The organism is Iningainema tapete BLCC-T55, from assembly GCF_014698965.1.
GTDB lineage: Bacteria > Cyanobacteriota > Cyanobacteriia > Cyanobacteriales > Nostocaceae > Iningainema > Iningainema tapete.
Window position 1 is genome coordinate 44,355 of sequence record NZ_JACXAE010000025.1, and the last position, 25,057, is coordinate 69,411.

The window sequence follows — 25,057 nt, forward strand, 5'->3', positions numbered from 1 at the left end:
GGGGAGGGGCAAGGGGTGGGGTTACTTCGCCGCTTGTTCTGTCAACTTGGTAAGTACCTCATTGGAACGTTCAACGAAGGATTTCATTCCTTCAGCATCAAAGCCTTTCTGAGACATCAGCGCCAAATCGTAAACATGTTGACAAATCATGTTTACTAATTGACTTGTAGGCGATTCTCCACTACCTTGAATGATACTGCCTTGACTGAGATTCGCTAGATGTTGAATCAATGGGTGAGCAGTATTCACTAGTAAAATGTGGTCTTCAGGAAACTCTGTCAATTGCTGCTGCATCAAAGCATTCATATCTCTCAAACGACGGAGAATTTCTGGTAAAAGTACCATTGCTGGTGGTGTACCTTGCGGATTCTCAGATTTGAGCGCTTCTGTGCGGATGTTAACTCTGGGTTTGTTGAGGGCTTTCTCAAATAGCTCTTTGATTACTTCACCCCGAGTTTTATTCGTCTTCGGATCAACAATTTCCCCTGCTTTATCTTTATCTAGCAAGGTGTTATCCAAGTCAGAATCTACCCGTGTAAATTTAACATCCGTATATTCCCGCTCTAGGAAGTTGATGAAGTGGGTGTCGATAAAGGAGTCCATGTATAGGACTTCTAAACCTTGGTTTTTATGCAGTTCTACGTACGTAGCTTGTGATACTTCATCAGTACAGTAGAAGACGCGGTTGTTATGGCGTTCTTTATTGCGTTCTAAGTACTCCTTGAGAGTAGTGTAGGGAATACTGGGTGCAGAATTCTGAGTATTGGCTGGGGTAGCATCTTGCCAAGCATCACCTTCTTGCGATTGTACCTCTACCTTGGGAGTATTCTGCTCCTGTGTTGCTGTGCTGCTCTGCTCCTCTACTTTATATGTGGTGCGGAAAACGATGATGTCTTCCATTTGTTTTTTGAATTTCTCGTCGTTGAGAACTCCAAATTTAACAAATGTGCCAAGATCTTTCCAAGCACTAACATATTGTTCGCGGTTGTCGCGGTATAATTCTTTGAGGCGATCGCCCACCTTCTTCGCTATGTAGTCGCCTATTTTGCGTACAGTGCGATCAGTTTGCAAAGCACTCCGCGACACATTCAGCGGAATATCAGCACTGTCAATTACACCCCGCATCGGTAGCAGAAATTGTGGGATAATTTCCTCACAATGGTCGCTGACATAAACTTGATTGCAAAATAACTTGATCTGCCCTTTAGTAACATCCACATCCGGCTTCAGCCTGGGGAAGTACAGAATACCGTTGATGATAAAGGGATAGTCAGTATTTAGATGCACCCACAACAGTGGCTCTTCTTGGAAAGGATACAAGTAGCGGTAAAACTCTAAATAATCTTCCTTCGTCAAACTACTTGGAGACTCTCGCCAAGGTGCTTTTTGCCGATTTAACACCTCGCCATCAAGCTTGATTGGCACAGGCATAAAGTCGCAATATGTCTTGACAAGATTCTCAATTCGTGCTTTCTCTGAATATTCCTGTTCTTCCTCAAACAGGGTAAGAGTAATGGTAGTACCACGAGTTGTACGGGGAGAATCTTCTAAGGTGAACTCTGGTGAACCGTCGCAACTCCAGTGAACCGCCTGCGCCCCTTCCTTGTAAGACAGCGTATCAATTTCAACCTTTTGCGCCACCATGAATGAAGAGTAGAAACCAAGACCAAAGTGACCGATAATTGGTTGGTCTGATTTGCCTTGGTACTTCTGAATAAACTCAGAGGCACTAGAGAATGCTACCTGGTTAATGTACTTCTTAACTTCCTCAGCCGTCATCCCGATGCCATTATCGGTGATGGAGAGGGTTTTTTTGTCTTTGTCTATGGCAAGTTGAATTTCTGGTTCACCAATTTCGCCGGAATATTCACCAGCACGGGCTACCATCTTCAGCTTTTGGATGGCATCTACTGCGTTGGATACCAGTTCCCGCAAAAAGATTTGATGATCCGAGTAGAGGGACTTCTTGATGATCGGGAAAATATTTTCAGTATGAATACTGATGGTTCCTTGTTCTAACATGATTTGTAATTAAATAAAAGTCTCTCAGTGAGGATCTTAACTGGTGTTTCCAAGGCAGGTCACTCGTTCTTCTTCGGGGATATCTGCACATAACAGATTCGGATTTCCCTACTCACTACCGATAAAACCGTAACATAAATTTTTAGACAACCCAATTATGTTTCAAAAACACTGTATAAATATTAATGATTTTTCCTCTTTGTTAGCATAATTATACTAATTTTCGTCAAACTACTCAGTAATATTTTACTAAAAATTTATATGAACCCTACAAGCAGCACCATTAACAAACCTAGCATGACTGACATATACGAAAGAGTAAAAGAACTTTACTATTCAGTAATTCGGTATGATTATGACATACCCATCATACTCGATTTTTTTAAAAAGTACTTTAACAAGAATAAGAAAGAGTTTCGTGTGTTAGATGTTGGCTGTGGCTATGGCAAGAAACTAATTGCACTTGAACAAGCAGGCTACGATGTTTTAGGTGTAGATGTTAATTCTCAAATAGTTGAAGCTAATCAAAAACAAGGTCTAACTTGTATAACAGTAGAAGATTTTTCACAGCAGACAGAGCTGTTCGATATAATTTTAATGTCCCATATCATTGAACACTTTAATCCATCTGATTTAAAAGATTTTATGGATGGATATCTTGATAAGCTTAAGTTAGGTGGTTATCTTATCATTGCGACTCCTTTGCTAACTGACAATTTTTTTGATGATTTTGACCATATTAAACCATACTCACCCAATGCCATTATGATGGTATTTGGTAAAACTGACTCTCAGGTTCAATATTATTCTCGCAATCAGCTAAGCTTAACAGATATTAAATTCCGCAGAAGGCACTACAGATTTACTTTTGTGAGAGGAAAGTATGTCAGAAGCATAACTACAAAGTTTTATCAGGTTGTAGAGTTTATCAGTACATTGTTATGTCTAATATCATTTGGTTGGTTTGGCAAAAAAGACGGCTGGGTTGGAGTTTTTAGAAAAATTTAAATCAAAAAATGTTACGATGAAATCATGCGATCGCACTACGGGTTGTCATTCCTCTACTATGACTACTCCCTTTCCTGGAATATACTTAACTGGCAAACCTGCTTCCAATTCTCCAGGTTGCTACTTGTAAGGTTAATAGCTTCCTAGATTATATAGATCGCTTTTTAACCAGCTGTTATCCTGTCGATCAATTGAGTTTATACTTCTGCCTCGATATGCATGACGTTTATTGTCAATTTCTGCAAATATTTCCATTAACTCAGGTTGGTCTTTCCAAACACCAAATAATTGGTTGAGTTTAGCTAGTCTCTCCTCATCCGTTAGGGGCTTTTCAAATTTAGCACGTTTAATGGATGGGGGTTCTAAATCAACAACAATTTCTGTCCCATCTGGTATATTATGAACTGGTTCTAAAAGTTCGATGGTTTGACCACGCTTAATTCCTCTAATTTTCATATTGGATTTCCTCCTAAAATTACAAAATCATCGTGAATAATAAACGCCCAAAAATAAATTGTCATTGCTTTTCGTTTAAGACTTGATCCCCCCAACCCCCCTTATGAAGGGGGGCATTCAAACCTTACTTGTAAAGTGGACGCTCAAACTTCCCTTATGAAGGGGGCACTCAAACCTCCTTTTTTAACGGGGGCAAGGGGAGATGTTCGCAGTTTTCACACCTCACGGGATGACTCAACCTTCACGGCAACTTGAGGTGCTGGCACTTTAACCACAGTCTTCTTACTAAAACTCAACCCACCATCACCCCTATCAATCAAAATCCGATCGCCTGATATAAAAGTATTCTCCAACAACTTAGTCGCCAGAGGATTCTCCACTTCCCGTTGAATCGCCCGTTTAATCGGACGAGCGCCGTAAACTGGATCGTAACCCACCTCTACCAAATAATCACACGCTGCCGCAGTAATCTCCAAAGAAATTTTTTGCTCAGCCAAAAGACTTTCCACCCGCTTCAGTTGAATCCGAATAATTTGACTCAACTCACTCCGACTCAAAGTGTGGAAAATAATCGTGTCATCCACACGATTAATAAACTCAGGACGGAAGTGCGATCGCAGCGCATCCATTACCCTATCACTCATCTTCTCATACTTCGAGTCATCACCAGAAACATCCAGGATATACTCACTCCCAATGTTACTAGTCATCACAATCACAGTATTGCGAAAATCAACCTTTCTCCCCTGTGAATCAGTAATTACACCGTCATCCAACACCTGCAACAAAATATTAAACACATCCGGATGTGCCTTCTCCACCTCATCCAGCAGCACCACCGAATAGGGACGACGACGAACCGCTTCCGAAAGTTGTCCCCCTTCTTCATAACCAACATACCCTGGAGGCGCACCCACCAAACGGGAAACCGAGTGTTTCTCCATATACTCGGACATATCCAACCGCACCAAAGCATCAGCCGAATCAAACAAAAACTGCGCCAAAGCACGGGCAAGCTCAGTTTTACCCACACCTGTGGGACCCATAAACAAGAACGAACCAATCGGACGACCAGGATCTTTCATACCCGCTCGCGCACGCCGAATAGCCGCTGCTACCGCTGCTACAGCTTCCTGTTGTCCTACCACTTTTTCATGCAAGTGCCTTTCCAATTGTAGCAACTTTTGTCGTTCGGTTTCCAACAACCGATTTACCGGAATCCCCGTCCACTTCGCCACAATCTCCGCAATATCAGCTTCCGTAACTTGTTCCCGCAACAAAGTCGAACCTTGACTTTGAATTTCTAAAAGTTGTGTTTCCTTAGCTTCGCGATCGCGTTGCACTCCCTCCAGCTTACCATACTTCAACTGCGCCGCCTTATTCAAATCATAAGCACGCTCTGCCTGCTCAACTTGCACCCGCAGTTTTTCTTCTTCCTGCTTTAAAGCACTAATCGTCTCCAACAACTGCTTCTCACCTTGCCACTGAGAATTCAACTCCAACTGTTTCTCCGTCAAATTAGAAATTTCTTTCTCAATCCGCTCCAACCTTTCCCTTGTCTCTTGCTTAACCTTTTCTTCTCCCGCCAACGACAGCTTTTCCATTTCCAACTGCATCAACCGCCGCTCAATTGTTTCCAACTCCGCCGGCTTAGAAGTAATCTCCATCTTCAACTGCGCCGCCGCTTCATCCACCAAATCTATCGCCTTATCTGGCAAAAAGCGATCGCTAATGTAACGCGCTGACAGAGTTGCTGCCGCTACCAAAGCCGAATCAGAAATTTTGACATTGTGATGAACTTCGTAACGCTCTTTCAACCCACGCAAAATCGAAATCGTATTTTCCACACTGGGTTGATCGACAAACACCTGCTGAAAACGCCGTTCCAATGCCGCATCTTTCTCAATATACTTCCGGTACTCATCCAGAGTAGTTGCGCCAATACAACGCAACTCCCCCCTTGCCAACATTGGTTTAAGCAAATTCCCAGCATCCATTGCCCCTTGTTGACCTGAACCAGCACCGACAACAGTATGCAACTCATCAATAAATAGCACAAACTGACCGTTTGACTCCGTAACTTCCCGAAGCACAGCCTTCAAACGATCTTCAAACTCACCTCGGTACTTTGCCCCGGCAATCAAACTACCTATATCTAGAGCAATCAGTTGCCGATTTTTCAAAGACTCTGGCACATCACCATTCACAATCCTTTGTGCCAAAGCTTCGGCGATCGCCGTCTTACCTACTCCAGGCTCCCCAATCAACACCGGATTATTCTTACTCCGACGGGACAATACCTGAATTACCCTGCGAATTTCATCATCCCGCCCTATTACCGGATCTAGCTTACCAGCTTTTGCCTGTTCTGTCAAGTCCCTGCCAAACTTTTGTAGAGCTTCATAGCGGTTTTCTGGATTTTGATCTGTCACCTTTTGGCTACCGCGCAGCATTTTAATCGCTGCTTCTAACTTAGCGGTATCCAAATTTAAACTTTTGAGTACTTTTCTGCCCACACGTTCATCGTCCGCAAAAGCCAAAAGTAAGTGTTCAATCGAGATGTAGGAATCTTTCATCCTAACTCTTGCTTCCTCAGCGTTGTCTAACATTGTGTCTAAACTACGACCAAGGTATAATTGTTCTGATTTACCTATTTTAGTTTGACGTTGAGTAAATGCCTCAAGTTGCTGTTGCAAACGGAAAGAATCGACTTCAGCCCGAGCCAAAATCTTTGTTGCTAACCCTGTAGGTTCCTCTAACAGAGCAAGTATTAAATGTTCTACGTCTAATTGCTGTTGCTGATAAGCACGAACTATATCTTGGGATTTGACAATCGCTTCCCACGCTTTATCTGTAAATTTATTCGGATCTGTAGGCTGCATCTTTACAATATTTAAAATGAAATCACTGTTCTGAAAGTGCTTTGCCAGATAGTGCCATTGGAGCTATCGTTATTGGCGTTGGTAACCACAGTTAGTGTAGGTGTAATACTTATATTGTCGCTTAAATATAAATTATAGAATGTTTCAAAGTTTGTCTGAGTAGCATCGCCCAAACCATCGGTAACGAATGGCTGCCCTACAGCAAAACCTGCTACTGTACCGGGAATTAGGAGGTTACGAATACCCACACCTACCGCCCAACTCAAAGGGTTTAAATCTAAGTCGCGGTTGATGGCTGTGTTGAATCCCTGATAATTACCATATCCGAAACGGCCAAAAATCCCTGTAGAGCGATTAAAGGTATACTCAGCATTAACACCAAAGGCATTAATATCGGTATTGTTAATTAAAGCATTCGTATATTGTAGCTTTAATCCTGTCCGTTTACTGGGTGAATACTCTAATTCTACGCTCCCTTGACGGCGATCGCCAAAAAATCCTCCCTCACCAGAAACACGATTGGCATCTGCAGCAATGTATAATGAGCGAAAGGTAAAATTTCCTCTACCAGGATTCCAAGCGATCACAGCTCCTGCACCGCCATTTCGATCAATTTGGTTTTGTACAATCAGGGGATTATTAATAAAAAAGCTAGAACTAAAGTTAACCGCCTCATTGTTAGCATAACTATTACGGTCAATAAAATCCCGTGCTTGTATCTTTGTGCCAACTGTGACTGTAAAATCTGAACTGGGACGAAACGAGTAGTACAAGCGTCTCAATCTCAGATTCGATTCAACTTCTGCATAATCTAGCCCACCACCATTAGCGATAAAACCAGTAGTACCTAAAAGGTTGACATTTTTCCGTTGTGCAAAACCAATTGCATCACCACCATTATTCCCAGCTTCTAACTGAGTGATGAGTACATCTGTTTGATTGAAACTGGTGGAGAGAGTTAATCTTTCACGAGTTACTACAGTAGTGTTAGCGTCAGTACCACCAGTAAAAGCAATAATAGCTTCACCATTTAACCTGGTAGTGGTAGAAAATTGTTGCGCCTCCAACTCAGCAGCACGAGCTTCAAGTAAATCAACTCTGTCTTGCAGATCATTTAAAGCGGAACGATATTCTTTTTGCAACCGCCTTAAGGTGATGACATCTTCTTGGATGTAGCGATCGCCAACAGCATTGATAATTAAATTATCCACTTTATTTAGTGTAGCTGCCAAAGCTGCGGCAAACTCATAACGAGAAATGGGACGATTGCCACGAAAAGTTCCATCGGGTAACCCGGTAATAACACCATAGCGTTCAACGAGCGATTGTAGTGCTTGATAAGCCCAATCTGTTGGTTGAACATCAGATAACTGAGTTACTGTGGGCTGAGTAAACTCGGCGTTATTTTCCAAGTTTTCTGACTCTTGAGCGAGGAGTGGGGGAGTGGGGGAGATAGCGTGGGCGGGGAATGGGAGAATACAAATGAGGACACTGGAGGTTGCTACTACTAAGCTGTTGTGCATAATAAAAGTTGCATATTTTATGATTTTTGGTAAAAAGCGTCAATTGTCTTCCCCTGCACAATATGCTACCTTCTTAGGGAGCATGTCCGAATTGTTGCGCTACACCCTAAGTAAGTAGGTAAAATTAAATATAAAATAAACTCTACGTTCGTAGTGAGTGCTTAAGCGCTCAGGACTTAGTTTATAAGGGCTGAAGCCCTTACTACAAACTTTCATTTATTTACTGTGTTAAAACTTGCTGCTCAGTTTCTTTTTTTACGGTTGATCCTTGAGTACCTAATTGAATTAATTCTACCTTATATCCATTTGGGTCTTCTACAAAAGCAATTACTGTGGAACCATGTTTCATTGGTCCTGGTTCTCTAACAACTTTACCACCACGATTTTTTATTTCCTCGCAGGTAGCATAAATATCATCTACTCCAAGAGCAATGTGACCGTATGCATCACCCAATTCGTACTTGGACGTACCCCAATTATAGGTAAGTTCTAGCACTGTGTTGTCACTTTCATCGCCATAGCCAACAAAAGCAAGAGTAAATTCTCCTCCAGGATAATCCTTTCGGCGCAGTAATTTCATCCCCAGGAGATCACAATAAAACTTTAGAGATTCTTCAAGATTGCCAACCCGTAACATTGTGTGTAGTAAACGCATACTAATATGAATACCTTTGCTCAGGACAAATCATCTGTTCATATTCTACAGAAAGCCCAGCTAGATAGTTTTCCTCCTACCACGGCAGTTGCTTCAAGGAGGGCATTGCCGCCCAACACCCTGCCTCTTGCCCTCTGCCTTCTTAACTAAAAAGGACTAATAGATAGAGATTTTACTCGGATAGCGTTTTGGGGAGGGGTAAATTTGAAGGTTTGCGCAGTTACGGTGGGATTTTGGTTTCTTTGCACAATCTTTTCTGTCACCACCACGTCTAAACCTTCACTTTTGCTCACCAACTGTAGTTGCTTAAGAATTGCCGTCTCTGGTTGCACGAAGGCGCGGAAAGTAAATCCATCTTTTGGTTCTGTATAGTTGTAGACATAAAAAGCCTCACCTTCTACAGTACTTTTGTCTCCTTTAAATTGTTGATTATCAGCCAAACCCATTTCTTGCAAAACGTTATTCTTTGATAAAACACCTGACGCAATTATTTGTCTAGTATCTTCCGGCATAACTAGAAAAAATGAGGAAGACAAACCAATTAAAAACGAGTCGTCTGATTGATCGAAAGCTTCATAGGAAGTAACCGCATATTTACGTAAATCAGGACGATAAATAGAAACTTGTTTACCATCCGAAATAATTAAAGCACTCTGTTTTGGTTTTTCTCCAGGGCTTGTAAAAGCAATCTCAGCTCGAAACTTCCGATTAGACTGAACAATCGTCTTAATTTGGGCATAGGCATTGAACTGTGCGCCTTGATTTCCTCCTTGAATCAGCATTTGAGACTCAGTTTGATAGCGATCGCTTTGAAAAAACGCGGTACTAGTTTTTACCAACAAAGGCAAATCCAGTTGCTCAGTCGCTTGACTAGAAATGGAAGTATTGATTTGCCCCAGTGAAGCCTGTTGTACTTGACGACTAACAGGGGTAGCATTAACACTTCCCGTCAACAAGGCAATAATACTCAAAACTGTGATACTTATAAAAGTACGTTTCATATATCACCCTATATTCAAAACAGAATATTGTAGAGACGCGAAATTTCGCGTCTCTACACGTTTATATCCTGAGTCTTTCCAAAAAGTAATCGCTAGAAACCCTAGTTAATTAACTCATTACAAATGTATAAAAAGGAGCGGTGAATTTGCGCAGAGAATATCCTCTTGTAGCGATCGCTCATGCCAACTCTAATTGTCCCTGGTAACCAGTAATAATACGACTACCATCTTTCAAAATATGAATCTCTATTTGATCGCTTGCCCAGGTAATCTGGTCTTGTAGAGCCGGATTAAAAACGTGAATTCTTTGATTGCTAGAAGAAACAGGAGAACTAGGAGAATTAACAGCCAGTGATTGAATATAAGCCCCATCAATCAAAATATCCAACTGTGCCAGCAACTCACCAGCACCAACAGGAGCCGACGGAGATTGTAACTGCTCCAAAGTAAACCCACTAAAAGACATCACATTCAAACCAGCCGCCTTAACCTTACGAGCAAGACTAGCCAGAGCAGGAGCCTGCCAAAAAGGCTCCCCACCAGAAAAAGTCACCCCCTGATTGCGAGAATTACCGAGAATCTTCCGAGCCAAACCATCAACCGATACAAGTTCATTAACATCAAACGACCAAGAAGCAACATTAAAACAGCCCACACACTCCCGCAAACACCCCTGAACCCAAACAACAGCACGACATCCAGGACCATTCACCTCAGACTCATCCACATAACCCATAACATTAAGGTATCCAGGAGGAACCTCCCTCTGCGTAAGATCCGGATTAACTTTATTTTCAGTCATAGTTTTCTCTCTTTTCTCTCTTCTCTTCGCGTACTTCGCGTCTTTGCGGTTCATTAAATAAACAAACTCGTAAGAAAACCCCAACCTTGGAAAACTTCATTAACCTAAACAAAAAAAGCTCCCCAAAAGCCTATGCTAGATCGTCGAGCTTAGCCACTGACTGTGGGTGATTAGTCATAAGTCAATGACAAATGACACAAAACACTTGACAAAGGACAAACAACATGCTAATAGATACAGCCATAGAAGCTATTGTTGCCCGCGAAATCCTAGACTCGCGGGGTAGACCGACAATAGAAGCAGAAGTACATTTAGCCAATGGAGCCGTAGGATTAGCGCAAGTTCCCAGTGGTGCGTCTACTGGCTCTTTTGAAGCACACGAACTGCGAGATCAGGACAAAACCCGTTACGGTGGTAAAGGCGTACTCAAAGCCGTACAAAACGTCAAAGAAGTCATTGCCCCGAAGTTGTTAGCGTTAGATGCCCTCAACCAAGAACTACTAGATCGCACAATGATTGCCCTAGATGGTTCTGCCAACAAATCCCATCTGGGTGCTAATGCGATTCTAGCGGTTTCTCTCGCCACAGCCAAGGCAGGTGCTGAATCTTTAGGAATTCCCTTGTACCGTTATTTAGGCGGTCCGTTAGCAAACTTGTTACCAGTACCGTTAATGAACCTAATTAACGGTGGTGCCCATGCAGCTAACAACGTGGATTTTCAAGAGTTCATGGTTGTCCCCATCGGCGCTACTTCCTTCCGAGAAGCGTTACGTTGGGGTGCAGAAGTGTTTGCCACCCTCAGTAAAGTTTTAGATGAAAAGGGTTTACTCACTGGTGTGGGAGATGAAGGCGGTTTTGCCCCCAATTTAGAATCAAATCAGGTAGCTTTGGAATTACTGGTTGCAGCGATTGAGAAAGCTGGATACAAGCCAGGAGAACAAGTTGCTTTGGCTTTGGATGTGGCTGCGAGTGAGTTTTACAAAGATGGGCAGTATGTTTACGATGGTAAACCCCATTCACCTGCGGAGTTTGTTGATTATCTCGCTCAATTGGTTGACCAATACCCCATTGTATCCATTGAGGATGGTTTGCACGAGGAAGATTGGCAAAATTGGCAGTTACTCACTCAGAAGTTAGGTTCCCGCGTGCAGTTGGTAGGGGATGATTTGTTTGTTACCAATGTCACCCGTTTGCAAAAAGGGATCGAGCAAAAAGCTGGTAATGCAATTTTGATTAAACTTAATCAAATTGGTTCGCTCTCAGAAACTTTAGAAACGATTGACTTGGCAACTCGCAACGGTTTTCGCTCAGTTATCAGCCATCGTTCTGGGGAAACGGAAGATACGACTATTGCCGATTTAGCCGTGGCTACCCGTGCAGGGCAAATCAAAACTGGTTCTCTTTGTCGCAGCGAACGAGTAGCAAAATACAACCGTTTGCTCCGCATTGAAGATGAATTGGGAGAAAGAGCAGTTTACGCTGGTAAGGTGGGGATGGGACCAAAATAGGGAATTGCTAATAGCTAATGGTTAATTGTTAATTGTGACGATTAGCTATTAGCTATTAGCCATTAGCACGTTATGGATAAAACCCTAGTTTGGGTAATCCCAGTGTCTCATCCCAGCCCATCATGATGTTGAGACACTGAATGGCTTGTCCTGCTTGTCCTTTGATCAGGTTGTCGATCGCCGACATGACGATCGCCCGACCTGTACGCGGGTCAACTTCTATACCGATATAACAGAGATTACTACCGCAAGCCCATTTGGTTTGAGGGTAAACGCCTGGTTCACAGATTTTTACCCAGGGAGAGTTGCGGTAGAAGGCTCTATATATAGTAATTAAATCGTCTCGCACTAATCCAGGGTCACGAAGTGTAGCATATACTGTTGCCAAAATGCCACGTACCATTGGGATGAGATGTGGTGTAAATTGAACGGTAACTTCGTGTCCGGCTAAATCGCTACAAATTTGTTCAATTTCTGGAGTATGACGGTGACGGGCGACACCGTAGGCGGCAAGAGAGTTGTCTGCTTCGGCAAGTAACATGTTGATTTTGGCTTGACGACCGCCGCCAGATGTGCCAGACTTGGCGTCAATGATTGCTGTTTCTGGTACGATTAGCCCTTGCTTGAGCAGTGGCGAAAGTGCTAGGAGACTAGCGGTGGGATAGCAACCGGGACAACCGATTAACTGTGTTTCCGCAATGCGATCGCGATACAGTTCTGGTAGTCCATAAACTGCTGAAGCCGCCGTGGTAAGATCTGTTCTCTCAGTATCATACCAAGTTGTATAAGTTGCCAAATCGCTAAACCTGTAATCTGCGCTTAAATCCAGCACCTTACATCCTTTTTCTAATAGTGTTGGTGCAATTTGGCAAGCCAGACCATTTGGTAAACCGATGAATACCACTTCACAACGGTGCGCAATGTTTTCTGGTTCTACCGCCTCAATCGTTTGATTAACGGTATCAGCCAGAAATGGGTAGATATCCGCAAACTGTTTTCCAGCGCTGCTTTCCCCACCTAAGTAAACAAGTTCGACTTCTGGATGATCCATTAGTAGTCGAACTAACTGCACTCCGCCATAGCCTGACGCGCCAATAATGCCAACAGGTACGCGTCTAAAATTGCCCATGATATGAAATCCTTTATTAACTATCAGTTATATAGGTATGTAGTTGCTCTAAGCGTACTCATGTGCAACTACGAACCGATTGATTAACTGTTGCTGCACTCGATGACCAAAATCCAATTTTAGCGGTAGATCTTTTGGTATGTTATCGAATCATTGCTTCAGTAGTTACGATCGCGTCTAAAAGAGTTACAATCAAAAACAAGCATTTGTTAAAAAAATTTACGTTTGGTAGCTGGAAATTCGATCGTGTCGCAGCTTAATACTACCTCCAACCAAAATTTGGCATTTGATTCGATAGACGCCGCTTTGGCAGACTTGAAAGCTGGTCGTGTCATCGTGGTAGTAGATGACGAAAATCGAGAAAATGAAGGTGACTTGATTTGTGCCGCCCAATTTGCTACACCAGATACGATCAACTTTATGGCGGTGGAAGCACGAGGACTGATTTGTCTGGCAATGATGGGCGATCGCTTAGATGAACTAGATTTACCATTGATGGTAAGTAACATCACAGACACAAACCAGACTGCCTTCACAGTTAGTATTGACGCAGGACCACATTTAGGCGTTACTACTGGTATATCAGCAGAAGACCGCGCCCGTACTATCCAAGTTACTCTTAATCCTGCCACAAAACCTTCAGATTTACGTCGTCCCGGTCATATTTTTCCCATCCGCGCTAAGGAAGGTGGCGTACTTAAACGAGCAGGACACACAGAAGCAGCTGTGGACTTAGCTAGACTAGCTGGATTATACCCTGCCGGGGTAATTTGTGAAATTCAAAACCCTGATGGTTCAATGGCGCGTTTACCTCAGTTAAAGTCCTACGCTCAGCACCATAATCTCAAGATTATTAGTATTGCCGATTTAATCAGTTACCGCTTGCAACACGATCGCCTGATTAAGCGCGAAACTGTTGCCGAACTACCTACCCAGTTCGGTCAATTTCAAATCTACGCTTACCGCCACACCAAAGATAATACAGAACATGTCGCAATTGTCAAGGGAGATCCGTCTCAATTTGGTGATACACCAGTAATGGTACGGATGCACTCGGAATGTTTAACAGGTGATGCTTTGGGTTCTCTCCGCTGTGACTGTCGAATGCAGTTGCAAGCAGCTCTGAAAATGATTGAAAATGCTGGTACTGGTGTTGTAGTATACCTGCGGCAAGAAGGACGAGGAATTGGACTGGTGAATAAGTTGAAAGCCTACTCGTTACAAGATATGGGGCTGGATACAGTGGAGGCGAACGAGCGTTTGGGATTCCCGGCTGATTTGCGCGACTACGGTATGGGAGCGCAAATGCTGATGGACTTGGGCGTACATAAGATTCGTTTGATTACCAATAATCCTCGGAAAATTGCAGGTTTAAAAGGCTACGGTTTGGAAGTAGTGGATCGAGTGCCGTTGTTGATTGAGGCAAACGATTACAATACCTATTATTTAAGTACAAAAGCGAATAAGTTGGGACACATGCTGTTACAAACGTATTTAGTAACAGTAGCAATTCATTGGTTTGATGAGCCAGAAGCGATTACAGAACGTTATGAACGGTTAGAGAAACTGCGTCATTTAGCAAAAAATCACGATCTATTATTGCAGGAAGAAGCGCGTCCGTTGGCGATCGCCTTATTTGACAACCCATCATTAACAGTACACCTGGGTTTCGATCAACCCCGCTTAGCAACCCATGACTGGTATCAACAGCAAGGTCATCCTTACGTACAGGCGATTTCTCAAATTTTAGACGAACTCCTAGCAATACCTTACATCCAAAAGCTAGAATTTTTGATTTCTCCCGGCGTCGATCCCTTGAGTAATTTGCAAGTGCAATTAGATCGGCAAACTTTCCCCACAGGTACTTTACCTTCATCAATTTGTTGCGACCAACTACAGACGCAAAAGATTTACAGTTTTACTCGCTCAGTGGAATAATATGGCAGTAGATAAGTTATGATTGTTGCTAAATCTTCATCAATAACGCTCGAAGAGTTTCTCCTGCTTCCAGAAACTAAGCCTGCCAGTGAATTTATTGATGGCGAAATTATTCAAAAACCAATGCCGAAAACTCGCCACTCCCGACTTCAAGGAAAGTTAATTTACAAGATCAATGAAGTTACTGAAGAGCGGCGAATTGCTTATGCATTTCCAGAATTACGTTGTACCTTTGGAGGTAGATCAATTGTTCCTGATGTAGCAGTTCTTCGTTGGGAGCAGATTGAGTTTGATGAGAATGGAGAACCTGTAGATAATGTGTTGATTGCTCCAAATTGGACAATTGAAATTATTTCACCGCAACAGAGTTCCAATCGAGTCACAGGCAACATCCTGCACTGCTTGAAACACGGTTGCCAACTAGGATGGTTAATTGATCCGGGCGATCGTTCAATTTTAGTCTTTCAGCCCAATCAACAACCCGAATTATGTTACGTCCGTGATAATTTAACTGTGTTAGACGGTATTGAACTGACATTGACAGTGAATCAAGTATTTGACTGGCTGAAGATGGCATGATCAATCAGATAACTTCAAGATAGCTAGCAATCGGAGCGCGAGATTTATGAAAATTCGCCAAGAACTTCTCAACGTGGTTGAGCAACTGAGCGACGAGCAGTTATCCGTACTGCTGAATATTGCTATGATTGCTAAGTAGTCGGACAAAATTAAATTCATTCGTGAAGGCAGGAGTCATCGAAGTAGTCTTCTAACAGCATCTTTTATCCCTCTTTCTTTTGCAAAATTTCTCGAATTCGCGTCCTAAATAAACGCACTGCGGCTCTTTGTCCAATAGTTTTACTTTGTTCAATAAATCCTGGAACTTCTGTAATAGGTAAAAAGGGAAAAGCGAGACTTTGAGGAGTAAGTTCATAATTCGCTTCTACAAGTTGATAAACTTGCAGAGTTTGACGGCGATATCTCCATAGTTCGGGAACACCCAGAGAAGCGTAAATTGTGAACTTGTTCAGAGAAGAACTTGTATAATCTGACTCAACTACTAAATCTGGTGGTGGATCGTTAGGGAAAACAACGTTTTTGCCTCGGACTCTGGCTTCATTTTGGATGTAAAAACAAGTATCTGGTTCAACAGCACGAGTTAAGTCTTCTCGCTCAAGAGTCAACGCACCTAGTTTCATCACCTCAATTTCTAGCTCATCTGCGATCGCTTCAACAAAACTCTCTATCAGTCCTTTAGGAACTTCATGTTCTTGTAGTGGCATTCTCAGTTCTAATACTCCTCCATCATAAGCAATTCTCCAAGCGCGATCGTCCCCAACTTCTGCCATTAATGCCTTAAAAGTTTGCCAGCTAACACCTTTTAAAACAAATTTTGGTTCTACAAAGGTAGAGGAAGTTACCTGTGCATTCATGATTTGATTTCTCTGACTAAATTACTCAAACTATAACGCTTCTAATGATGGCGCTAAGAACAAGACGTTCGTTCAACAATAAACCACTTGTGGGACTTGGGGAGATGCAGTCACTCAAGTGATTGCTGTATTTTATTCGATTGAGAACCGCGCTTATTACGTATACCAAAGTTTTCACCTGACTCCTGATGAGTCTGTACGACTAGTAGGGGGTTTTTGATCGCTGGTTGGCTCATAGCCAGCTAGTGCAGCTTGAGTTGACAACAGTGTAATAGCTAAAACACAAATTGCTATTAACCTGGGATTGAGAAGTTTGTGTAAAAACCGCATTTTATCAGCAATCATGAGTATTTTTACCTTGAATAATAAATTCGATTTATTTTGCAAACAGAATTTATTACTTTATTTGCCTAATACTACTAAATATGATAGTTATTTTTATTACCTGTTGTCTGTAAAGAGGATGTAAATTTTTTACTATGATTTGTGTGCAGTGACGAACCAAGTAGAGACGCGATATATCGCGTCTCTACAGATCCCTTGTCAGCTACATACCAGTAAAACCAAACTTCACCCCAGGCCAAGTTAATTCACATATAGTACCTTTTGGAGAAAGCGCAGAACGTCTAAATTTGCCTTTAAGTTGTTTAGCTATGTGTTTAAACTGTTGTGTTCCTCGACCTTCTCTGAAGGATTTAATACCTAAACCATCATCTATGACGGTAAGATTAAACCAGCCATCAACAGTTGTACAAGTTACTTGTATGCGAGTTACACCTACAGCATGTTTGCCTATATTACACAAAGCTTCTTCTAAAAATCGGCACAAAGCTCGCTTTTGTTCAATATTTAAATATTTCTCTTCTATATGCTCAAAGGCACGGATTTTAACTTTGAGTGTTTTGAAGCAAGGAAAGTCTCGCTCTAGTGTGTATTTGTAGACTTGATAGAGAATCTCCTGAATTGGGTTTTGTAAATTTAGCTCTATACCATTGCTAATATAAAGACTACTATCTTCAGAGAGAGGTTGTCTTTGTAAAAAATCATAGATTCCGCGTAAATCATGGTTTAGTTTTTCTAGTTCTGATTCAATTTGTGGAAGTAATTCTTGGGGTGGTAAATCTCGTTCTCGAACTTGCTTTAAGGCTTTTGCAAGGGTTTGCAAAGGACCGTTGTGAATTGTTTCAAATGTGTGTTCAATGATTGTTTGACGAGCGTTAATTGAAGAGCGTAAACTTTGATCGTAAAGAAATAAAGCGGTGAGTCCTACGCCATTCAAAGTCAAGGTTAGCATTGCAGGTGTGACTGGAATCCACAAACCCCAAGTAGAGAGAAGTAAATAACTGCATCCGATCAAGCTGGCGCTACTAATACTAACAGCGAAAAGATTTGTGAGGGGAAATTTGGTGATCCTAGCGCAACACATTCCCAAAATACCCCAGCCGATAATCCACACATATTCCCATTTATCCGACCAAGTTGTGATCAGTGGTCTATTGTTAAGTACTGCACTGATAATCTGGGAACAAGCATGAGCCTGAATTTCTACTCCATAAACTTGTCCTGGTGCAGTTCTGTTGCTTGATGGAATTGCCGAAGTAGTGTTGAAATCTTTAACGCTCGGAGCAATGACTCCAAGTATAACAATGCGATCGCGTACCCAAGACGGATTAAACCGCCCTGTTTTGACATCACGTAGAGAAATAGTTCTAAATCGCTGTTTACCACTGCGAAAATTTAGCAACAGCTGAACCCCGCCTGCATCTGCTTTTACATACCCCCCAGAGTCTGGTGAAAAACGTGGTAGTTCAGTTTTTCCAAACCTCATCACATTCTTATCTTGCTTACCACTTTGTAGAGTAATACCTTGATGAGCCAAATAAGCTTCTGCTAGACGTATCGTCAGAGAAAATTTATATTCCTTAGTTGTTGGCGATGGAGTTCCTAACAAGCTACGTCTTAGCTTACCGTCTGTATCAATAATTTGGTCTGTAAAACCAACTTGCTTTGGAGGTAAATATCTTGGTGGATCAACTGCATCTGGTAATACTTTCTCGATCGCAATTAGATTTTTACTACGTTGTAATGTTGCCTTCAATTCTTCATAACCTGGGTAAACTGGTATATTCCGATAGGTATCAATACCAATTACTCTCGGCTGATATTTCTGTAATTTCCGTAATATATTGGCAATTTCTCCATCAGGTACTGGGTAAGCTTCTAAACTACGTATATCACCTTCATTAATTCCGACAATCAAAATACGTTCATCGATGGTTTCAGTAGGACGCCAACGCAGAAAACTATCAAAGACTAGCCACTCCAGTTCTTGCAGTGAACCAGTCATCCGAGCTACCATTATTAACCCAATGACGACTATTCCTGTGAATACACCTACACGCCAAAGGGCTACTTCATCCTTGACTCTTTTCCAGATGCCACGATGCATAAGCTTCATGAACTGATAACCAATCAAATTTAATAATAGTACCCCCTTTAACAGATACTATTGGTCTATTCCGCTTCCGGATATGTTCACAGTATTTTTACGGAATCTTTGCAAAATCTTGTAGAGACGTTCCGCCGGAACGTCTCTACGGTATTCGCTCCTAATCTATTAATCCTTCTTCCCGCGCTCGCATTTCAGTTTGAATGCGGATATTTTTTCCATCCTCAGGATAGACGTCTAGAGCGTCTTGCAGTTTACTCCAGTAGTGGCGGATCATCCTTTCAGATACATTCATACGTTCAGCGATGGACTTATCTTGTAATCCTTCTTCAAATGCTAGAGTTAACACCTTGAGCCACTCTGGTTTAACTTCTAATCCTCTTATTCCTTTGATATCTTTAGTGTGGGTAAGTCCTTGTAATGCCCAATCTACTCTAGTCAACATTTCTTGACTAGGAAGGCTCTTATCAGCAACTGTAAAACCTCCTTTGTGAGCATCAATTTCCGGTCTAATCCGCACAAGTGTTTTGACGTGAGCGCTTTGGACTACTATATTCAAGGTGGGATATTTTGTCATCAAAGTCCTGATCAGTTGAATACCTGTCTCTGTACGTGCTGTCGCTTTAGGATATTCCGGAATCGAAATATCTGTAACAACTATGTCTGGTTGGGAGTCTGCTACTTGATTGATTACAGTTTCCGCAGTCTGAGCAGTGCTAATATCAGCATCTGGGTATTTTCTACGTAGAATTGGCACTGTACCTGCTAATACTGACTCATGATCATCAATGACAAGAATTTTTAGTAATGCTTTCTCTAATAAGCCTTGGCTCATCACTATTCTCCAAGTTTACTACTCTATGTCTCTACCAAAAGAAGTACCAAGCGACGCTTAAATTATTGTTACGGCAGAAGCATTTTCCTGATGTTAAAACTCGAAAGGAATCGCTGAGATATCCTAACTCTGGGATATTGGAATGAAATTCAAGTGTAGATTCATCAGGATAAGTAATTTCTACCAAGAGCTGACGAATATTTTCTTGCTGCTTTAAATTAATATATATTGAAATTTGCGTCAAAACTTGCGGCAAAGTTATTCTGAGCAATTCTTCTAAGGTGCTTAAAATTACTATGCAGCGTTCTGCTGGTTCGTCCCGCCAATAGGAAGGAACGTCCATTTTAAAATATATGTGAGGATGGGATGCTACCCACGGTTGTAATAATAGTTCGATCGCCAACGGCAAACCTTCTGGTAGGTATGCTGAAAATAAGCGATCGCTCAATTGCGCCAAGGAAAGATGAAAATTATTGATTTTATTTAAACATTCTTGAGTATGGTCAAACGATAGCTCTAAGCTTTCTACTGGCAATAACTCCAAGTTACGACGGATTGTAAAGGATTCTTGCAGTAAGTCGTCTCTAATTTTCTCGGCTTCAGCAAAAAGTTTCATAGATTGTCTATCAGACCACCATCTTAACGCTTGTTGAGTTTTCACGTAAGAAGAGAAAAACCAAACAAGGGTCATGATGTAGATAATTAAAACTATGATTTGAGTACACAACTGGTAGATCACAAGTATATTACTACGTTAGCTGTTTTCTTATAGTAGGGAAAAAAACTAGGTAGTGCATGGCTTGTTTGTGCCAAATAAATTGTCTAAATCGGACAAAAGAATGCCAAAAATGTGCAATTGTCACTTCCGAAAACTGCAACTGATGAATTACGCAGAAACAAAACTTGCTTATTCACGTATACATAATAACATGTTATTCCCGCAATAACCATTAAATTTGCTCATAAACAAAGTCCGCGAACACAGACTTTGTTCTCAAGGCGTGTTCTGTGAGCAAATTACAAATCACTAATTATCCTTGCTTTTCTCAACAGGAATTGCATAGCTGTCTCTTCTTTGGAAATAATTTCAGCTGCGGCATTCATACCGGCTTGAATTTTGCATGTACGCCCAAATTGTCCAAAAGAATTACTATCTGGCTTGATTGTAGCCTCATAATAGCTTGCACTAGGAGTAGTGGTAGCTGATGTTGCACCTGTATTGTTAGCTTGAGGTGAAATTGCATCTGGAGAAACATAGCTGACAACACCTTTTAAGGTACCGTAATCAGGATAAGGGCATGCATCAAGGCGCAAAGATACTTTTTGCCCAACGGCGACATGTTTAATGTCCGAAGTCGGAACTATTGATTTTATGATTAGAGGTGCGTTTTGAGGTAAAATCTCAGCAATTCCTTCTGACGCACGTACCACTTGACCTGGGTTGCGCAGATTAAGTTTCACAACAGTGCCATCACTGGTAGCACGAATTACACTATCACCAATTTTGAGCGCATTTTTTTGCAGTTCTTTTTGAGATTGTACGACTTGATTGCGCATTTCAATGCGACGCTGAATTAAAGCGTTTTTCTCTCTTATAAATGCAGCGACGCTGGATAAACCTTTAGCGGATTCTTGGGCAATTCTTTCTTGGGCAATCGCTACGGTTGCTTTACTGGGGTTAAGGACTGATTTAGCAGTTTGCAGGCTTGCTCTGGCTATATCCACAGCTTTTTGTTGAGCTTCAAGCAGTGATTCTGCTTGAGAAACTGCTAATTTTTTTTGTTCATATTGAAGTTGTGCAACTGCCCCTTCTCCTACCAGCGTAGAATAGCGTTCGCTTTCAGTTTTCGCATATTCTAAATCTGCTTTAGCCTTTTGTAACTCTGCCTCAGCTTTTTGCAAATTTGCTTGCGCTGCCAATGAATCGCTTTGAGTTTTTACTTGCTCATTTTGATATTCCCGTTGATTGCGTGCTAAATCAGCTTTAGCTGAAGAAATTGTTCTATCTACTATTTGTTTTTCCGCTGCAATCTGGTTATCTAAAGCTTGAAGTTGGGCATTAATTTGGATTAGCTGTAAATTGCCTTCTTGAATACTACTACGTAGTTGGTTATTTTTTATATTTAATTCCACGTCATCTAGACGAGCAATTACATCCCCTTGTTTAACAGTTTGATTTTCTTTTATATAAATACTTTTTATCGTTCCATCAATTAACGGTTGTACCAATCGGGTTTCCCCAATAGGGCGAACAGATGCAGGTGCTTTCACCGTTACATTATATTTCACCGATGAAGCAAGGCTAATTGCAGCGCCAACAGTCCCAATTAAAGTTATGCCAGCTAAAGATGTCCAAGGACTAACGGGAGGAAGAAAATCGCTACTTTTAACAGAGGGTAGAGCTCTTTGATTTTCAGTATAAAGCATAAGTGTTACGTAGTATTAAGGGAATTGAGAATTGGGTCATGAGCAATGTAATTAATTTATCGCCCTTAACGCAGTTATTCCTCAAGTCGGGAAACCCGCCCAAGGCAATGGCTTCCCCAGAAAACATTTTAAGGAGTTAAAAAATCTAAATGATCTCCTGGTTTTGATCGTAACTCCTCCAATGTACCTTGAAGTTTTAACTTACCCTGATCTATCAATACAATCCAATCAGCCCGGTTAATTACCCTGGGGCGGTGGGTAATCATAATCGTGGTTTTGCCCCGACGATGGTGCAATAATTTATCCAACACAATGGTTTCACTTACTGGATCTAATCCTGCGGTAGATTCATCTAAAATTAGAACTGCTGGATCTGTAACAATTGCTCTGGCTATTGCCAGTCTTTGACGTTGCCCACCAGATATATTTGCACCAAATTCACCTAATATAGTTTGATATTTATCAGGCAATTTACTGATAAAGTCATCAGCTTCAGCTATTTGGCAAGCTTTGACAATCTGCTCAAAAGTTACATGAGGTGCTCCTAAGCGAAAGTTTTCAATAATAGAACGACTCCAAAAGTGAGCGTCTTGGGGGACTAAAACCACTTGTTGACGGAGGCTATCTAGTGAAAGGTCATCTAGGTTATATATTCCAATTCGGATATTACCTGATTTTATAGCGTATAGCCCAGCAATTACTTTAGCAAGGCTGCTCTTACCACAACCAGATTTACCTATTAGAGCAACAACTTTACCACCGGGAATTGTCAAAGTAAAATCTTCAAGTAAGTCAACTCGACCTGCGTAGTGAAAGTTAATGTTTGTACAAACAATGTCGGCATCACCCTGTAGTTCAACAAATTGCTTTTTGCTGTCGCCTTCATTTTCTGGAGTAGCGTCTATAACTTCTGTCAAGCGTTGTGTAGCAGTTTGCGCCCGAGTAAATTCATCAACAAAACCGATTACAGTACTAATAAAGCTGATAAAGTTGCCGTTCATTGAGTTAAAGGCAAATAGTTGCCCAATACTCAAATTTTCTGCTGGGTTAATTACCAAATTACCGCCTACCCACAGCAAAATTACACCACCAATAGTAGAAACAAAACCAGAGAAGGTACTGTTGATAATGCTAATTTGAATTGTCCGGAGTGTGAGGTTAGCAAGCCGACTAAATCGGTTTTGAAACTCCTCCCAAAACTGTGGTGCAGCTGTGGTACTTTTGAGGGTCAGTGCGCCTTTAAATGTTTCTACTAAAACACCTTGGGTTTCTGCTTCTGTAATTAATAGTTCACGAGTTTTTTGCTGCAAAGTTGGCTGAAACACAACTGTAGATCCCGTCATGATCACAGATATGATCACAGCTACTACTGTCAGTTTCCAACTGTAAAAAACCATTAAAGCCAAAGAAACTACCGCAATAAAAAAACTGCTGGGCAGACTCACAACTACGCCAGCAACTATGCTATTGATTTGGTTAATATCTCGCAGACGGCTAACAATTTCCCCACTTCGACGTGCTTCGTAATAAGAAAGAGGTAATCGGAGAATTTGCCGTCCAAATTCCAAGACTAGCCCTAGTTGTAATCTTTGTGCAAAATGAGCAATTAAGTTAGACTGCACCCACGAAATGCTACTAGAAATAAAATTCATCACCATCACGGCGATCGCCACACTAGTCAGCAGCTTAGTATCACCCCTCACTAGCACGTCATCTGTGAGAATTTGCATCAAAAAAGGCGAAGCTAATGATAGCAATCCCAGGATCAGGTTTAGGGGTAATGCTTGCGCTAAAATATTGCGAAAAATCCAGACGCGCTGAAAAAACCGGAAAATGCCACCAACTTGATCATCTTCTTGGGCTAAGAAGCGAACTGGATCTGGCTCTAGCAGAAGCATCATCCAATCTGTCCAAGCCTCTTCTAAATCTTTTTTCGACAGATAACGGATGCCGATTGCCGGATCTGCTACTACGTATTTTTTCCCTTTCTTTCCGTATAAAACTACCCAATGATAACCCTTCCAGTGAATAATTGCTGGTAAGGGCGCTTCATTAATTCGATCTAATAGAGCTGCCGATGTTTTTACTGGGCGTGCATTGAAACCAAGATTTTCTGAACCCCTTCTTAACCCTAATAAAGTTGTGCCTGTTTGTCCGGTGCCTACTAATTCTCGGACGTGACTTATAGTGAAGTTACGCCCATAATGTTTGGATACGGAAGCCAGACAAGCTGCACCGCAGTCTTCTTCACTAGATTGTAAAACATAAGAATATTTCATAATGCCACAATGCTTGTCTTAATTTCCCTATCACTCATTTCAATATTTCTGTAGAGTTTGAATATTATTGGTGAAACACCCTATCATTATAAATTGCCCACACCTATTTTCAGGTGGGGCTAACTATAAAAATCAGCAAAGGAGTTAGGAGAGTATTTTTATTTCTTGGTAGTTTATTATTACATTTAAGTTATTCCACAACTAGAGAAATAAAGTCATACTACCCTCTAAGATTATATTACCTAAGATAAGAATATTATGTTACATTTTTCGATGAGCAAAATTTCCCTGAGTACATGAACTATCTTTCATTAATTTTTAATTACCTCTTAACCTGACGTTTTTTACTTTCTTGGTCAAAAACTAACGCCCGCTCCCTGGCAGACTAAGTTTACTTTCAATTTAACATGTAATTGTAAAATTTATTACTAGCACCTCAATTAAATAAGTAAGTATTCTGGTCAAAACTTACCCTGGGTTTTCAAAGTTGATAATATCAGACTCTTATTTTGTTAGATCCGTAAATCGACAGTTTTTCTCTCCAAACAATAAAATATCACAATATGTAGCAATGAGGATAACAAAACATTCGGGAATTTCGGAGCAGAATTTACCAACTTCACAAACTTTTCATATTTTATTTACACGTATAAAAATAAACTGGCAGTTAAATGAAGATTTTATGAGTTTGTGACCATTATTACCCAATT

At 41.3% G+C, this 25,057-nt stretch carries 19 protein-coding genes; 4 read left to right on the forward strand and 15 right to left on the reverse strand.

Annotation, left to right across the window (positions count from 1 at the left end):
- Nucleotides 1–21: 21 nt before the first annotated feature.
- On the reverse strand, nucleotides 22–2,022 hold the full coding sequence (htpG, locus tag ICL16_RS04965) for a molecular chaperone HtpG (RefSeq protein ID WP_190825772.1): 2,001 nt from the start codon (nucleotides 2,020–2,022) through the stop codon (nucleotides 22–24).
- A gap of 261 nt (nucleotides 2,023–2,283) precedes the next feature.
- Here htpG and ICL16_RS04970 point away from each other — a divergent pair, with 261 nt between their 5' ends.
- Entirely contained in the window at nucleotides 2,284–3,030 is a 747-nt protein-coding gene (locus tag ICL16_RS04970; protein WP_202895417.1) for a class I SAM-dependent methyltransferase, read from the forward strand.
- 132 nt (nucleotides 3,031–3,162) lie between these two features.
- Here the strand turns inward: ICL16_RS04970 and ICL16_RS04975 are convergent, their stop codons facing one another.
- The 6 genes from ICL16_RS04975 to ICL16_RS05000 form a co-directional block, all read right to left on the reverse strand.
- Nucleotides 3,163–3,486, reverse strand: a complete 324-nt coding sequence (locus tag ICL16_RS04975) for a hypothetical protein (RefSeq protein WP_190825773.1) — start codon at nucleotides 3,484–3,486, stop codon at nucleotides 3,163–3,165.
- A 215-nt stretch (nucleotides 3,487–3,701) separates the two neighbouring features.
- On the reverse strand, nucleotides 3,702–6,368 hold the full coding sequence (gene clpB / locus ICL16_RS04980) for an ATP-dependent chaperone ClpB (RefSeq protein ID WP_190825774.1): 2,667 nt from the start codon (nucleotides 6,366–6,368) through the stop codon (nucleotides 3,702–3,704).
- A gap of 11 nt (nucleotides 6,369–6,379) precedes the next feature.
- Nucleotides 6,380–7,891 (reverse strand): iron uptake porin, encoded by a 1,512-nt coding sequence (locus ICL16_RS04985; protein ID WP_190825775.1) that lies wholly within the window; start codon nucleotides 7,889–7,891, stop codon nucleotides 6,380–6,382.
- Nucleotides 7,892–8,111: 220 nt separating this feature from the next.
- Nucleotides 8,112–8,546 carry a lactoylglutathione lyase gene (gene gloA, locus ICL16_RS04990; RefSeq protein WP_190825776.1) on the reverse strand — a complete coding sequence of 145 codons (435 nt, stop codon included), beginning with the start codon at nucleotides 8,544–8,546 and terminating at the stop codon, nucleotides 8,112–8,114.
- A 146-nt stretch (nucleotides 8,547–8,692) separates the two neighbouring features.
- Nucleotides 8,693–9,547, reverse strand: a complete 855-nt coding sequence (locus ICL16_RS04995) for a LolA family protein (protein ID WP_190825777.1) — start codon at nucleotides 9,545–9,547, stop codon at nucleotides 8,693–8,695.
- A 178-nt stretch (nucleotides 9,548–9,725) separates the two neighbouring features.
- Nucleotides 9,726–10,349, reverse strand: coding sequence for a 4Fe-4S single cluster domain-containing protein (locus ICL16_RS05000; protein ID WP_190825778.1), 624 nt, complete (start codon nucleotides 10,347–10,349; stop codon nucleotides 9,726–9,728).
- Between the two features lie 224 nt (nucleotides 10,350–10,573).
- On the opposite strand from ICL16_RS05000, the gene eno reads away from it, so the two are divergent.
- Nucleotides 10,574–11,857: a phosphopyruvate hydratase gene (eno, locus tag ICL16_RS05005; RefSeq protein WP_190825779.1), complete on the forward strand. Its 1,284-nt coding sequence runs from the start codon at nucleotides 10,574–10,576 to the stop codon at nucleotides 11,855–11,857.
- A 70-nt stretch (nucleotides 11,858–11,927) separates the two neighbouring features.
- Here eno and argC read toward each other — a convergent pair whose 3' ends face one another.
- Nucleotides 11,928–12,986 (reverse strand): N-acetyl-gamma-glutamyl-phosphate reductase, encoded by a 1,059-nt coding sequence (gene argC / locus ICL16_RS05010; protein WP_190825780.1) that lies wholly within the window; start codon nucleotides 12,984–12,986, stop codon nucleotides 11,928–11,930.
- 246 nt (nucleotides 12,987–13,232) lie between these two features.
- Between argC and ribBA the strand changes: the two genes are divergently transcribed.
- Both ribBA and ICL16_RS05020 read left to right on the forward strand, forming a co-directional pair.
- Nucleotides 13,233–14,924: a bifunctional 3,4-dihydroxy-2-butanone-4-phosphate synthase/GTP cyclohydrolase II gene (ribBA, locus tag ICL16_RS05015; RefSeq protein WP_190825781.1), complete on the forward strand. Its 1,692-nt coding sequence runs from the start codon at nucleotides 13,233–13,235 to the stop codon at nucleotides 14,922–14,924.
- A gap of 18 nt (nucleotides 14,925–14,942) precedes the next feature.
- Nucleotides 14,943–15,503 (forward strand): Uma2 family endonuclease, encoded by a 561-nt coding sequence (locus ICL16_RS05020; protein WP_190825782.1) that lies wholly within the window; start codon nucleotides 14,943–14,945, stop codon nucleotides 15,501–15,503.
- Between the two features lie 203 nt (nucleotides 15,504–15,706).
- Here the strand turns inward: ICL16_RS05020 and ICL16_RS05025 are convergent, their stop codons facing one another.
- From ICL16_RS05025 to ICL16_RS05055, 7 genes are all read right to left on the reverse strand, one after another.
- A complete protein-coding gene (locus tag ICL16_RS05025; protein ID WP_190825783.1) occupies nucleotides 15,707–16,357 on the reverse strand; it encodes a Uma2 family endonuclease in 651 nt (216 codons plus the stop codon).
- 174 nt (nucleotides 16,358–16,531) lie between these two features.
- Complete coding sequence (locus ICL16_RS05030; protein ID WP_190825784.1) at nucleotides 16,532–16,702, reverse strand: hypothetical protein; 171 nt, start codon at nucleotides 16,700–16,702, stop codon at nucleotides 16,532–16,534.
- 202 nt (nucleotides 16,703–16,904) lie between these two features.
- Nucleotides 16,905–18,806, reverse strand: coding sequence for a CHASE2 domain-containing protein (locus ICL16_RS05035; protein ID WP_190825785.1), 1,902 nt, complete (start codon nucleotides 18,804–18,806; stop codon nucleotides 16,905–16,907).
- Nucleotides 18,807–18,966: 160 nt separating this feature from the next.
- Nucleotides 18,967–19,641 carry a response regulator transcription factor gene (locus tag ICL16_RS05040; protein WP_190825786.1) on the reverse strand — a complete coding sequence of 225 codons (675 nt, stop codon included), beginning with the start codon at nucleotides 19,639–19,641 and terminating at the stop codon, nucleotides 18,967–18,969.
- Between the two features lie 31 nt (nucleotides 19,642–19,672).
- Nucleotides 19,673–20,332, reverse strand: a complete 660-nt coding sequence (locus tag ICL16_RS05045; protein WP_202895419.1) for a hypothetical protein — start codon at nucleotides 20,330–20,332, stop codon at nucleotides 19,673–19,675.
- A gap of 326 nt (nucleotides 20,333–20,658) precedes the next feature.
- Nucleotides 20,659–22,068: an HlyD family secretion protein gene (locus tag ICL16_RS05050; protein WP_190825788.1), complete on the reverse strand. Its 1,410-nt coding sequence runs from the start codon at nucleotides 22,066–22,068 to the stop codon at nucleotides 20,659–20,661.
- A 128-nt stretch (nucleotides 22,069–22,196) separates the two neighbouring features.
- Entirely contained in the window at nucleotides 22,197–24,347 is a 2,151-nt protein-coding gene (locus ICL16_RS05055) for a peptidase domain-containing ABC transporter (RefSeq protein WP_190825789.1), read from the reverse strand.
- Between the last annotated feature and the right edge of the window lie 710 nt (nucleotides 24,348–25,057).